This window comes from Halomonas chromatireducens, assembly GCF_001545155.1.
GTDB lineage: Bacteria > Pseudomonadota > Gammaproteobacteria > Pseudomonadales > Halomonadaceae > Halomonas > Halomonas chromatireducens.
In genome coordinates this window covers 1,417,757-1,430,606 of the sequence record NZ_CP014226.1, presented here as the reverse complement: position 1 = coordinate 1,430,606, position 12,850 = coordinate 1,417,757, and the positions used below count along the sequence as shown (strand labels likewise).

General features: G+C 65.0%; 12 protein-coding genes. 7 read left to right on the top strand and 5 right to left on the bottom strand.

What is annotated here, in order from left to right:
* Positions 1-48 precede the first annotated feature (48 nt).
* Entirely contained in the window at positions 49-1,866 is a 1,818-nt protein-coding gene (locus LOKO_RS06705) for an SEC-C domain-containing protein (protein WP_066446695.1), read from the bottom strand.
* A 104-nt stretch (positions 1,867-1,970) separates the two neighbouring features.
* Positions 1,971-3,215 (bottom strand): ABC1 kinase family protein, encoded by a 1,245-nt coding sequence (locus LOKO_RS06700; protein ID WP_066446692.1) that lies wholly within the window; start codon positions 3,213-3,215, stop codon positions 1,971-1,973.
* A 166-nt stretch (positions 3,216-3,381) separates the two neighbouring features.
* Here LOKO_RS06700 and LOKO_RS06695 point away from each other — a divergent pair, with 166 nt between their 5' ends.
* From LOKO_RS06695 to LOKO_RS06675, 5 genes are all read left to right on the top strand, one after another.
* Positions 3,382-5,310, top strand: coding sequence for a DNA topoisomerase III (locus LOKO_RS06695; protein WP_066452259.1), 1,929 nt, complete (start codon positions 3,382-3,384; stop codon positions 5,308-5,310).
* Between the two features lie 79 nt (positions 5,311-5,389).
* Positions 5,390-6,292, top strand: a complete 903-nt coding sequence (locus LOKO_RS06690) for a ketopantoate reductase family protein (RefSeq protein WP_066446690.1) — start codon at positions 5,390-5,392, stop codon at positions 6,290-6,292.
* 224 nt (positions 6,293-6,516) lie between these two features.
* On the top strand, positions 6,517-6,978 hold the full coding sequence (locus LOKO_RS06685) for a hypothetical protein (protein ID WP_235588958.1): 462 nt from the start codon (positions 6,517-6,519) through the stop codon (positions 6,976-6,978).
* A gap of 70 nt (positions 6,979-7,048) precedes the next feature.
* Positions 7,049-7,177, top strand: a complete 129-nt coding sequence (locus LOKO_RS20390; protein ID WP_256379996.1) for a hypothetical protein — start codon at positions 7,049-7,051, stop codon at positions 7,175-7,177.
* Positions 7,178-7,536: 359 nt separating this feature from the next.
* The gene (locus tag LOKO_RS06675; RefSeq protein ID WP_066446683.1) at positions 7,537-8,070 is read left to right on the top strand and encodes a carboxypeptidase-like regulatory domain-containing protein; all 534 of its coding nucleotides are present in this window, start codon (positions 7,537-7,539) and stop codon (positions 8,068-8,070) included.
* A 12-nt stretch (positions 8,071-8,082) separates the two neighbouring features.
* On the opposite strand, the gene hda is transcribed toward LOKO_RS06675, so the two are convergent.
* Both hda and LOKO_RS06665 read right to left on the bottom strand, forming a co-directional pair.
* Complete coding sequence (hda, locus tag LOKO_RS06670; RefSeq protein WP_066446680.1) at positions 8,083-8,784, bottom strand: DnaA regulatory inactivator Hda; 702 nt, start codon at positions 8,782-8,784, stop codon at positions 8,083-8,085.
* Positions 8,781-9,857 (bottom strand): AI-2E family transporter, encoded by a 1,077-nt coding sequence (locus LOKO_RS06665; RefSeq protein ID WP_066446669.1) that lies wholly within the window; start codon positions 9,855-9,857, stop codon positions 8,781-8,783. Before LOKO_RS06665 ends, hda begins: the two co-directional genes overlap by 4 nt.
* A 176-nt stretch (positions 9,858-10,033) precedes the next feature.
* On the opposite strand from LOKO_RS06665, the gene purM reads away from it, so the two are divergent.
* Both purM and purN read left to right on the top strand, forming a co-directional pair.
* Positions 10,034-11,110, top strand: coding sequence for a phosphoribosylformylglycinamidine cyclo-ligase (purM, locus tag LOKO_RS06660; RefSeq protein WP_066446661.1), 1,077 nt, complete (start codon positions 10,034-10,036; stop codon positions 11,108-11,110).
* Positions 11,107-11,865 (top strand): phosphoribosylglycinamide formyltransferase, encoded by a 759-nt coding sequence (purN, locus tag LOKO_RS06655; RefSeq protein ID WP_066446657.1) that lies wholly within the window; start codon positions 11,107-11,109, stop codon positions 11,863-11,865. Before purM ends, purN begins: the two co-directional genes overlap by 4 nt.
* A gap of 364 nt (positions 11,866-12,229) precedes the next feature.
* Here purN and dcd read toward each other — a convergent pair whose 3' ends face one another.
* The gene (gene dcd / locus LOKO_RS06650) at positions 12,230-12,796 is read right to left on the bottom strand and encodes a dCTP deaminase (RefSeq protein WP_043510379.1); all 567 of its coding nucleotides are present in this window, start codon (positions 12,794-12,796) and stop codon (positions 12,230-12,232) included.
* Positions 12,797-12,850: the final 54 nt, after the last annotated feature.

The following is a 12,850-nucleotide window of genomic DNA, read 5'->3' as shown; positions in this document are numbered from 1 at the left end:
GCGGGAGCGAAGAGTGGAAGAGCGGCCTGCTCAAGCAGGCCACGTAAATCAGCGTGACAGGTTGGCCTGCAGCCAGGCCAGGGCGCCGGGGGTAGCGCGCCACTGGTCGCGCATCAGGGTGCGGTACTGCCAGGCTTCGGCTCGGGTTCCCGGTTCGGCCACGCTATCCTGACCGGTACGCACGGGGCGAGGGTTGTCGGCGCAGAGCATGGCCAGGGCATGCGCGTTGTGACTGGTCACCTCTTGCAGCATCGCCTCGGCTTCCTCCTCATGCGATAGGCGATAGAGAGCCAGCGCCCGCCCCATCAGCATGCCCAGTACCGGCTCCTCCTCACGCCGCGTTTCGGTCAACGCCAGCGCCTCCTGGTCGCGTCCTTCTCGCAGCAACTGGTCGAGGACCAGTTCCTGCAGCCCCAGGCTGTCCTGGTCATCCAGCGTCAACAGCCGCTCGGCCAGTCGGCGAGAACGCTCCCTGGCACCGCGCTCCATACCCACTACCAGCGCCAGGCCGGTACGCAGCAGCACCGCGTTGTCGGCATTGTCCCACAGGAAGGGGCCGTCACCCTCGCCGCGGATGCGTTCGAGCCAACGTTCCAGGCGGTCGGCAAGCGGTTCGAACAGACTCGGTGACATCCACGGCAAGCTGCCGAAACGGCTGGTCAACGCCAGTGCCAGCGCCTGGACGACGCGGGGTGAATCAAGCCATTCTGGATGGGCGCAGAGCTGGCGCAGCCAGGTACCGGCTTCAACCCAGGGCTCCCCCTCGAAGCCCAAGGCACTCTCCTCATCGACTGCCACCTCGAAATGCACCTGCCAGGCGGCAAAGAGCGTGTCTTCTCGGGCGCTGCTGTGGTATTCCAGCCCGCCTTCATCGCCATGACGGATATCCAGCCCCGGGGCCGGCGGCAGCTCGGCCAGCAGGGCCTGCAGCGCGGCCAGCGGCTCCGCCAGGTCCTCTTCGGCGTTGAGCAACTGATCGGCCAGGGTGGCGCCGGGGTTTTCGGCCAGGTCGGCCAGGAACTGCATCTGGTCGGGCTCAAGCTCGCCCTGGCGCTCGAGCCTGCGAAACCAGAAGCGCGCACGCTCCGCGGCCTCCTGCTCATGGCCTTCGTGGAGCAGCAGCATGGCTTCGATATAGGCCAGGGTAGGCGAGTCGGGAAGCGCCTGCTGGGCGCGCACGAAGGCCTCCCTGGCGCTGTCCAGGTCATCGCTGTCCAGGTGCATCAGGCAGAGACGCTCCAACGCCACGCCGCGCAGAAACAGCGGGCCGCGGTCCAGCACCTCATCGAGCAGCTCCGCGCGCTTGCGGTTGAATCCGCGCTCCTGGTAGAGGTCAATCAGAAGCTCGAAGGCCGGCTCGGCCTGTACCGGTAGCCGCGACCAGTCGCCGCGATGAAACAGTGACTCCAGGATCTGCTGGGCACGCCCCCGCTGACCGGTCTCTGCGGCGATAAGGCCGGCTTCGAGCAGTGCCTGGGCCGGTGCGCGCCCGCTTGCCAGGGCTGCCTTCAGGGTCGGCCCCTTCCAGTCTCGCAGCGACAGCATCCACATCAGATGATCGGGGACGTCGGCAGGCATCGCCACCGCACCGCAGCAGTGCTTGGTCTTGCGCCCTGAATCACACCAGCAGGGCTCATTGCGCCCCGGGCGCGCCAGGGGCTCGCAGGCAAAGCCGGCACGTTCGAGCGGGGTCTGGCACCACAGCTCGGGAGCCAATGCCTGGGCCATGGCCAGGTCGCCACCCATCAGGACGGCGCCCTCTTCTCTCGCCCAGGCCATGAACGCAGGATACTGCTCGTCATCACGGATCGCCGCCAGCGCCCCCGAGGCAAAGCCCAGAAGCTGTTCCACCCATACTGCCAGCATCGCCGTCTCCGCCAATCCCGAAAGCCGCATATTCTAACAGGGAAGCGCCGCTTCATGTGGGTTGCGAACCCAGGCCCTGGCAGGAAGCCATTGGGCCATTCTCTTCAGCCCCGCGCCCACTCCAGTAATGGCCGGGTACGAGCATCCATGTCCAGCCTTGCACCGAGACGCACGAGATTCCAGTAGTGGCCGTTCAGGGTGCGTGACAGGAGCAGGATGTCTGCCGGGGGCTGAAGCCTGTCCATGGCCGCCCACACCTTGGGGCTGAGATCCCGTAACTGGCGATGCATCCGCACGTCGGCGAAATCCTGCTCGCCCGGCTCGAACAGCGGCGCCACCGCCTCGGCAGCCTCGCGATACAGCGCCAGGGGCGCTCCCTGCCCCTGACGTCCGCCAAGCTGTCGCAGGGCATCGTCCATGGCCATGGGGTCGTTGGCCAGGGCAGCATCGAGCAGCGCCATCATCGCCTTGAGATGAGCATCGGAGACCGGTATCACCGCCCCCAGGTCATAGATCACCAGCCGCCCCTGCTCATCGGCGGCGAAGTTGCCGGCATGGGGGTCGGCATGCAGCTCGCGGTGGGTGAACAGCTCTTCGGTGACCCAGTCAGCCAGCGTCGTGGCGATTCGCTGGCGCGTGGCATCGTCTCCCGCCTCCAGTTCACGCAGGGGCGTGCCTGCCACGTGGCGCATGGCCAACACCCGGGGACCGGACAGCTCGGGGAGCGGCTCGGGAATCACCAGGCCGTCGAGATGCGCATAGCGTTCCCGGTAGCGCGCCAGGGCCCGGGCCTCGGCCTGATAGTCCAGCTCATTGCGCAGGCCGGCGGCCAGCTCTTCGAACAGCGCATCGAGCCGTGCCTGGGGTACCTTGAGCCAGCGTCCTAGCCGCATCATGCGCCGCACCTGCGCCAGATCGCCCTCAAGGATCTCGGGCAGCCCCGGGTACTGCACCTTGAGCACCAACGTTTCACCGTCATGGGTGACTGCCCGGTGTACCTGACCCATGGACGCGCTGGCGAAGGGGCGCTGCTCGATCTCGCGAAAGAGCGTATCCGGATCGCCGTACTGCTCGACCAGGGTGCGCCGGATGCCCTCCCAGGGCATGGGCTCGGCCTGACGCTGGAGGCGCGCCAGTTCGTCGACGAGATCCGGCGGCAGCAGGTCGTCCCACTGTGCCATGATCTGCGCCAGCTTCATCGCCGGCCCCTTCAGCTCGGAGAGTCCCTCGAACAGCGCTTCGCCCAGCGCGCGCCAGTCGGCCTGGCCACCGAGACGCGTGCGAATCACGGCGCCACCCGTGCGGGCGCCAAGCCCCAGCAGACGTCGTGTTCTTCCGCGTTCGCGCATATCGCCACTCTCCTTTTGCTGTCTCGAAAAGGTTGCCTCGAAACGTTAAGCTCGAAGCGCCGGATCAATGATACAGGAATTGTACAACGATAAATCGGGTCGAGATCTGGCGGACAACCTCCATTACTGTAAGAATATCCATACCTTGAATTCCTGTGGCGCCGACATGCGACTGATCATTGCCGAAAAACCCAGCCTCGCCCGGGCCATCGCCGACGCCCTGCCGGGCAGCACACGTCGTGAAGAGGGCGCCCTGCACGCCGGCGACACCGTAGTCACCTGGTGTCTTGGGCACCTGCTGGAGCAGGCGCCGCCCGACGCCTACGACCCCGCCTACAAGCAGTGGCGGCTCGACCACCTGCCGATCCTTCCCGAGCGCTGGAAGCTCGCCCCCCGCCCCAAGGCCCGGGGACAGCTGGCGGCGATCCGTCGACTACTGAAGAGCGCGCGCGAGGTGGTGCATGCGGGGGATCCCGATCGGGAGGGGCAGTTGCTGGTACAGGAAGTCATCGAGCACCTGGGCTGGAAGGGCCCGGTATCGCGCCTGCTGGTCAGCGACCTCAACCGTCCGGCGGTAGCGCGCGCCCTGACCCGCCTGGAGGACAACAGCCGCTATCACGCGCTGTATCGAGCCGCCGAGTCCCGGGCCCGGGCCGACTGGCTCTACGGTATCAACCTCACGCGGGCCTGGACCTTGACCGGACGACAGGCCGGCCACGATGGGGTGCTCTCCGTCGGCCGCGTTCAGACGCCTGTACTGGGGCTGGTGGTCCGCCGCGACGCGGAAATCCGCGACTTCGTCCCCTACCCCTTCCATGTGCTGTGGGTCGATATCGCCGTCTCCGGTGGGCAGCTACGCGCCTGGTGGCAGCCTGCCGAGACGCAGCGACTGGACGAGCAGGGGCGGCTGCTCGAACGCCCCCCCGCCGAGGCCCTGGCCGCTCGCCTGCCCGGTGCCGAGGGCCACCTGGCCTCCCTCGACGCTCGCCAGAAGCGCCAGGCCGCCCCGCTGCCCTATTCGCTCTCGGCGCTGCAGGTGGACGCCGCCCGCCGCTTCGGGCTCTCGGCCAAGGGGGTGCTGGATATCTGCCAGCGACTCTATGAGCGCCACAAGCTGATCACCTACCCGCGCTCCGACTGTCGCTATCTGCCCGAGGATCATCTTGCGCAGGCACGCCGCACCCTGGAGAGCGCCTGTCACAGTGACGCCACGCTGCAGCAGTGGTTTGCCGGAGCAGACTTCACGCTGCGCTCCAAGGCCTGGAACGACAAGAAGGTGGGTGCCCACCACGCCCTGTCACCCACCGGCAAGCCGGCGGACCTGGGGCGGCTGGAGAAGGCCGAGGCCGATGTCTTCCGGTTGATAGCCCGCAATGTCCTCGCACAGTTCTACCCTGCCCTGGAGACCCGCGAGGTAAAGGCCGAGTTCGTGATTCTCGACGAGCGCTTTCGGGCCAGCGGGCAGGTGCTGCTGCAGCCCGGCTGGAAGCCGCTGTTTACTACCCGCGATGAGGCGCCGCCGCTGCCGCCGCTCAGCGAAGGAGAAGCCTGTCGGGTAACGGACTGTGCCGTCGAGGATCGCGAGACCCGCCCCCCGGAGCCCTTCACCGATGCCAGCCTGATCAAGGCGATGATGAATATCGCCCGCTACGTCGACGACCCGGCCGTTCGCCGCACGCTGCGCGAGCACGACGGCCTCGGCACCGAGGCGACACGTGCCGGCATCATCGAGACGCTGCTGGAACGGGGCTATCTGGTCCGTTGCAACAAGGCACTGCGCGCCACGCGGCTGGGCAGCGGCCTGATCGCTTCGCTACCCGAGGCAGCCTCCCGCCCCGAGCGCACCGCGCTGTGGGAACAGCGGCTGGGCGCCATCGCCGAGCAGGACGCCGACCCCGCCCCCTTCATGACCTCGCTGATCGCCGACCTGCAAGCGCTGCTGGCCAGCGCCGATGCCGCACGGCTGCGCAGTGCCATGGCGGAAGCCCGGGGAGAAGCGGGGCCGACCGTGTCGGCGTCCCGGGGAAGAAGCAGCGGCAAGCCCCGCCGCAGCAGGAGCCGCGCCGCGCCCACTCGCAAGCGACGCACCAGTTGAATGCCAGGTCTCGAGGGCGTTTCCTATGCCAGGACCATGGTAATCTCCTGTGTCGAACGCGTGGAGGAAATGGCAACTCATGTCGACCGCTTCACACCTGATCGTGGGGCCCGGTGCGCTGGGCCGGCTGCTCGCACTCCACCTCGCCGGCAGCCAACCGGTGGTGCTGGCCGGACGCAGGCCACTCCCCCCGGAGCAGACCCTGCTCACCCCGGAGGGCGGGCACCGAATACACCGTCTGACCATGGCCGACAGCCGCCGGCTACCGCCACTGGCGCCCGCCTTCCTGCACCTGACGACCAAGGCCTACGCCACCGAGGCAGCCTATGCCAGCGTGGCCGCCCAGTTGCCACCGGCGACCCCGCTGGTGCTTTGGCAGAACGGCTATCAGGTTCAACCCAGCCTGAGCCTGCGTCACACCGGGCCGGTACTCTGTGCCTCCACCACCGAGGGCGCCTGGCTCGCAAGCGATACCCGGGTGGTACATGCGGGGCATGGCCTTACCTATATCGGCGATCTCGATAACCGTTACCCCGAGCTTTGCCGGTCGCTTGCCGAGACCCTCACCGACACGGGCCTTCAGGCCAGCGCGGTCGACGACATCCGCGTTCGGCTCTGGCACAAGCTGGCAATCAATGCCGCCATCAACCCGCTGACCGCCCGCTATCGCATTCGTAACGGCCAACTGCGGGACCGCCCATTTCGGTCGATGGTGAATCAGGTGATCGAAGAGGTCGCCGCCATCATGGCAGCCGAGGAGATCCCGGCCCCGGAGGCGGGTTGGAATGAGCTGGTCTGGCAGGTGGTGGCGGGCACCGCCAATAACCGCGCTTCCATGCTGCAGGACGTCCTCGCCGCGCGCCCCACAGAACGAGAGGCCATTCTCGGGCCGCTACTGGCTGCGGCCAACCGCCACGATATAGCGGCGCCCTGCCTCATAGCGCTCGAAGCCGCTCTAGCCAGCCCTGATAGCCATCGTTGATCGCCTGCGTGGCACAACGAAGCAGGGCCTGCTAGCCTGTAGGGGCTAACACTATTTGAGCAGGGTCCTAGCAAAGCAAGAGTAGAGGCCGCCTGCCAAGGCCAGGGATCATGAAATCGGGTTTAACACTAGCTGTCGCGCTGTTAGCCAAACTGCTTTTCCTTGCGTCACCGCTCGTGGCGGCTGACGGAGCGCCTTCCTATGCCGGTAAATCCAGCGAGCTCATGTATCTCGACAATGGAGTGGTACTGGAAGGGCAGGGCCTGGAAACGCCGGATGGCTACACCTCCGGTTTCCGCCTTACCGCCGGTTTCTCACCGCTGAACATGCCGCGTCTCGACCTGGGTGCCGAATTCAGCTACCGCGAGAGCGATGAAGTACCGACACACCTCGGCGATCAGCCAATGATCCTCAATACAACCAGCTTGGGGGGCAGTCTGGTGGCCGGCGTTCGCCTCGGGCAGTTGGGGCTGTATGCCAAGTCCGGCTTCACCGAATGGGAGGGTGACCCGGTAACGCACAGCGACGACACGCTGTTCGCCACCGCCGGCACCGCTCGAGTCCAGGGCTTTGGTGCCCGCCTGCAGCACAACCGCCTCATCAGCCGCCTGGAATTCGAGGAGTTCGATGCCCCCAGCATGGCCCATATGAATCTGATCACGGCCTCGATCCACTATCCCTTCTAGCATTTCCGTTTAGCTTTATCCTGACGCTTTTCCTTCTACCTTGCCCCTTTGGCTTTCCCTGATGGCGGGCATGTCGGTATGCACGACAACAACCAACCTTTCAACCTCCGCCGAGGCGCCTATCGGCGCCAGTCGCGATGCGGAGCGGCGCTCCGACAGCGGCTTCATCCTGCCATGGCAGGCGATTGCCACCCTGTAGACATTATGGATTGACCTGCCCCGCCGCAACGTCGTGGGTTACGTTGAGGTAGGGACCAGAACACAGAGCCACTATTGAGGGAGGCAGGTCATGAATCAGTCTAACGCAACTCAGCAATCCGTTGTTAAGGGGGCTGTGGCACAACGCCTCAGCGCTGCCAGCAACGTCCATGCTGCTTATATTGGTCTGGACGTGCATAAAGCCACCATTGCGGTCTCCATTGNTCACGACAAGGCCCGCCGATCGATGATCGGCGGGCCTTTTCTATGATGGGCCTATGATGGGAATACGAGACTGTCGCCGGATCGGTGACATCGTTTATTCTCGTATAGCACGGGCGAATCACAAGGAAACAACACATGAAAGCGTGGATTCCAGTAGCTCTGCTCGGCCTCATCCTTGCTGGCTGCCAAATGATGGAACCCGGGCCACCGCCCGAGCGCATCGAGGTCATCGACATCGGCGACGAGCACCCGCCGGAAACCGAACCGGCTGCCCCGGACAGGGTCGTCCGCCAGGTCGCCTTTCCCGAGCGGGAGTACGCCGGCCTTGAACGATCGGGCTCTGCCGCAATCAGTGGGCGCCTGGCGTTGAACGGCATGCCTGGTACGGGTGAAACCGTAGCCGTGGCACCGGTTACCACCTATTCTGCCGAGGCCGCCGAACACGCGCTGGCAGGCCGCGCGGTAGAGCCAGCCGATCCCCGCGCACAGGCCTTCACCCATACGACCCGCACCGACGGCAACGGGCAGTTCAGCCTGCAGGGGCTGCCTGCCGGTGAGTTCTATGTGATGGGAAGCGTAGTGAATCCCGCCAACGGCCAGCGGCAGGCCATCATTCGGCAGGTATCGCTGCGCAATGGCCAGAGCATGGAGGTCAACCTGAGTCGCTAGCTCGCCCCAGGCCTACCAGCCCAGCGCCTGCTTGACGAACGGTATGGTCAGCTTGCGCTGGGCGGTGAGAGAGGCCTGGTCGAGTACCGCCAGCGCTTCGCAAAGTTCACCCAAGCCACGCGGTCCGCGGTGCAGGATATAGCGGGCGACTTCGTCTGGCAGCTGCATGCCGCGAACCCGGGCACGCAGCTGCAATGCCTGCAAGCGCTCGGTATCGTCGAGGCCCTGTAGGTGGAAAGTAACGCCCCATGTCAGGCGTGACGCCAGGTCCGGAAGCTTCACAGGCAGCTGCCGCGGCGACACCGCCGAGGCCATGAGCAGGTGCTTGCCGGCATCGCGTAGACGATTGAAGGCATGGAAGAGCCCCTCCTCCCAGCGCTTCCGACCCACGACCGCATCCAGGTCGTCGATCGCTATCAGGTCGAGTCGCTCGACCTCCTCCAGCATCAGCGGCGGAAAGTGCCCCAGCTCCTCCAGTGGCAGATAGAGCGCACGCAGGTCCCGGCTTGATGCCGCATGGCAGGCCGCCTGCAGAAGATGGGTACGACCGGTACCCTTCGCTCCCCATAGATAGACGAAGGGCTCACCGTTCTCGTCAAGCTGATGTGTCAGTGTCTCCAGCAGGGTGGCGTTGGCGCCCGGCAGAAAGCTGTCGAAGGTGGCATCGTCACGCAGACTCACTCCCAGCGGCAGCTGCGCCGGTGCTCGGCTCATGGAGAATCCTCGTCGTGTCTTTTGCGTAGGCCGGCATCGTACAAGCTGCTGCGCTTGTAGCGATCCTTCAATTCACGCAAGAGTACCATGATCACCGCCGCTGCCGGCAGCGCCAGCAGAACGCCGGTAAAACCGAATAGCGTTCCCCCTGCCAGCACGGCAAAGATCACGGCCACCGGGTGAAGGCCGATCTTGTCACCCAGCAGCTTGGGTTGCAGCACGGTGCTTTCGATGACCTGTCCGAGCGAAAACACGCCCACGACCCCAACCAGCGCCAGCCAGCTACCGAACTGAAAGAAGGCCACGATCAGCGCCACGCTGATGCCGACAATGAAACCCAGGAACGGCACGATACTGGCCAGCCCCGCCACCATGCCGATCAAGAGACCGAAACGCACCCCCATCAAGGTCAGCCCGATGGAGTAAATGGCCCCGAGGGTCAGCATGACCAGCAGCTGGCCACGCAGGAAGGCCGACAGTACATCGTCACAGCGGGAAACCAAACGCACCGCCTCCGGCTCCCATTGACGTGGTACCAGGTTGCGCAGATTCGCGAGCAACCGCCCCCAGTCCAGCAGCAGGTAGAAGGTCACCACGGGAATCAGAGCCACATAGGTCACCCAGGTGACGAAGGCCATGCCCGATCGTCCGATCTGACCCAGGAACTGGGCAAGATAACCGCCGGCGTCCTGCCAGTGCTCGGCGAGGGTCTCCTGTACGTTTGCGAGATCCGACGCCACGTCGAGCCCCGTCCAGCCCCGGATCTGCGGCGCCAATACCGTTTCCACCCAGTCGAAGATGCCGGGCACCAGCTGGCCGAACTGTCTTATCTGCTGAACCGCCAGCGGAATCAGAACCAGCAGCGCCAGGCCCAAGATCAGCGACAGCAACAGGAAGACGACACAGACCGCCAGCGTGCGGGACAACCCAAAGCGCTGCAGCCGCGTGGCAAGCGGGTCGGCCAGGTACGCCAGGATCATGCCGGCGATGAACGGCATCAGCATCGCTTCCAACTGAAACAGCAGCCACAACATCGCGACTGCAGCTATCAGAACCCACCACTCTCTGCGCATCCCACACTCCCTGCGTTGGACGACCACGACAATGCGGGCCGTGCGCCGTGATGCTACAATTCCCGCCCGATCTTGCCCACTGCTCGTCGATTCGCTTCGGGCAATCGACGCGCCATGCCGATATTTGAGCGGCAGCGCTACACTAACCGCATCCGCGACTTTATACAGGACAGGCCATGACCGACTCCACTTCCGCCCAGCCGTCCAAGGCACCGCTCAGCTACAAGGATGCCGGTGTCGACATCGACGCCGGAAACGCCCTGGTCGATCGTATCAAGGGCGTTGCCAAACGCACCACGCGCCCGGAGGTAATGGGCGGGCTAGGCGGGTTCGGCGCCCTATGCGAACTGCCGGCAGGTTACCGCGAGCCGGTGCTGGTGTCCGGCACCGATGGTGTCGGCACCAAGCTGCGTCTCGCCATGGACCTTGGCAAGCATGACACCATTGGCATCGACCTCGTCGCCATGTGCGTCAACGACCTGGTGGTCGCCGGTGCCGAACCGCTGTTCTTCCTCGACTACTATGCCACGGGCAAGCTGGATGTGGACATCGCAGCGGACGTGGTCACCGGTATCGGCGAGGGCTGCGAGCGCTCGGGATGCGCGCTGGTGGGCGGCGAAACCGCCGAGATGCCCGGCATGTACGAAGGCAGCGATTACGACCTGGCCGGTTTCTGTGTCGGCGTGGTCGAGAAGTCCGAGATCCTGGATGGCAGCAAGGTGGCCGAGGGCGACGTGCTGCTTGGCATCGCTTCCTCGGGCCCCCACTCCAACGGCTATTCGCTGATCCGCAAGATTCTCGAGGTGAGCGGCGCTTCCCTCGATATCGCCGTGGATGGCCGGTCCCTGGGCGATGCCCTGCTCGCCCCCACCCGCATCTACGTCAAGCCGCTGCTGTCACTGATCAAGGAGAGTGGCGTGGCGGTCCATGCCCTGTCCCACATCACCGGCGGCGGCCTGCTGGAGAATATCCCGCGGGTGTTGCCCGACACCCTCGGCGCCCGTATCGACGTCGCCAGTTGGACGCGCCCCAAGGTATTTGACTGGCTGCAGGAGCAAGGCAACGTCGATGAGCACGAGATGCACCGGGTGCTGAACTGCGGTATCGGCATGGTGGTCGTGGTTCCCGCCGACCAGGCCGACAAGGCACGTGCTCACCTTCAGGCCCAGGGCGAGACGGTCTATCGCATCGGCGAAATCACGATACGCCCAGAGGACGAGGAAGCCGTGAGGCTGGAGAACCTCAAGGCATGAGCGATCCCGACTTCACCCACGACGCACCCCAGAGCGACACCCTGAACGACTTCACCCCCGAGCCCAGCGAGGTTCGGCGGGTAGTGGTACTGATCTCGGGCAGTGGCAGCAACCTGCAGGCGCTGATCGATGCCCAGAGTCATGATGAACTCGGCGGCGAGATCGTGGCAGTCGTTTCCAATGTGGCGGATGCCCATGGCCTGGTGAGGGCGCGGGATGCCGGCATCGATGCGGTGGCCCTGCCACACCGGGAGTACGACAGCCGCGAGGCCTACGACGGCGCCCTGATCAAGGTCATCGATCGCCATCAGCCCGACCTGATCGTACTGGCCGGCTTCATGCGCATCCTGACCCCGCGCTTCGTGCAGCGCTACCTCGGGCGGATGCTCAATATCCACCCTTCGCTGCTGCCCGCATACCAGGGGCTGAATACCCATGCCAAGGCGCTCGCCGACGGTATCGCCGAGCACGGCTGCAGCGTGCACTTCGTCACCGAGGAACTCGACAGCGGGCCGGTGGTGATCCAGGCTGTCGTGGACATCGTCGATGGGGAAACCGAGGCCAGCCTCCAGCAGAAGGTGCATAGCCGGGAGCACCTGATCTACCCCATCGCCGTGAAGTGGTTCCTGGAAGGCCGCCTGCAACTGGAGGGCGAAGGCGCAACCCTGGACGGCACCCGGCTGCCGCCCCAGGGGCTACGTCTCTCCCATGCCGATGCGGCGGAAGAGCTCGACGAGGAACTGGACGAAGAATAGACACCCAGGAGCCTGGCGGAGGCCGCCGCGCTGGCGCTGATCGTTGGCGTCGGCAACACCGCCGGGAGGCCTGCGGCCTCCAGTCGTGATCTGAAGATACTCCAACAACGACGTGGCACCGTCGGTGGAAAAGGCAGCTGTTGGAGCGCTCGGTTCGGCGCTCCGACTCCGCATCGCGACTGGCGCCGCCAGGCGCCTTGGCGGTGAACGCCAGCATCTGCAACACCGCCGGGAGTCCTGCGGCCTCCAGTCGTGAGCTGAAGCTACTCCAACAGCGACGTGGCAACGTTGGTGGAAAAAGCAGCTGTTGGAGCGCTCGGTTCGGCGCCCCGAGTTTCCATCGCGACTGGCGCCGCCAGGCGCCTCAGGTGCGCGGCAACGTCACTCCCCTCTGCCCCATATATTTGCCGCCCCGGTCCTTGTAGGACGTCTCGCAGATCTCGTCCGACTCCAGGAACAGCATCTGGGCCACTCCTTCGTTGGCGTAGATCTTGGCCGGCAGATTGGTGGTGTTGGAAAACTCCAGGGTCACGTGCCCTTCCCACTCCGGCTCCAGCGGCGTCACGTTGACGATGATGCCACAGCGGGCATAGGTGGACTTGCCCAGACAGATGGTCAGCACACTTCGCGGGATGCGGAAGTATTCGACGGTGCGAGCCAGGGCAAAGGAGTTGGGCGGAATGACGCAGACATCTCCCTTGATGTCGACGAAGCTTTTCTCATCGAATGCCTTGGGATCGACGATCGCCGAGTGGATATTGGTGAATACCTTGAACTCGTCGGCACAGCGCACATCGTAGCCGTAGCTGGACGTACCGTAGGAGATCACCCGCTGGTCGTTGACGTAGCGAACCTGATCGGCCTCGAATGGCTCGATCATGCCATCCCGCTCGGCCATGCGGCGGATCCAACTGTCGGCTTTGATGCTCATTGGGTCGTCCTGATGATGTCAAATCACGAATCGGGGCCGCCATGATAGCGGCCC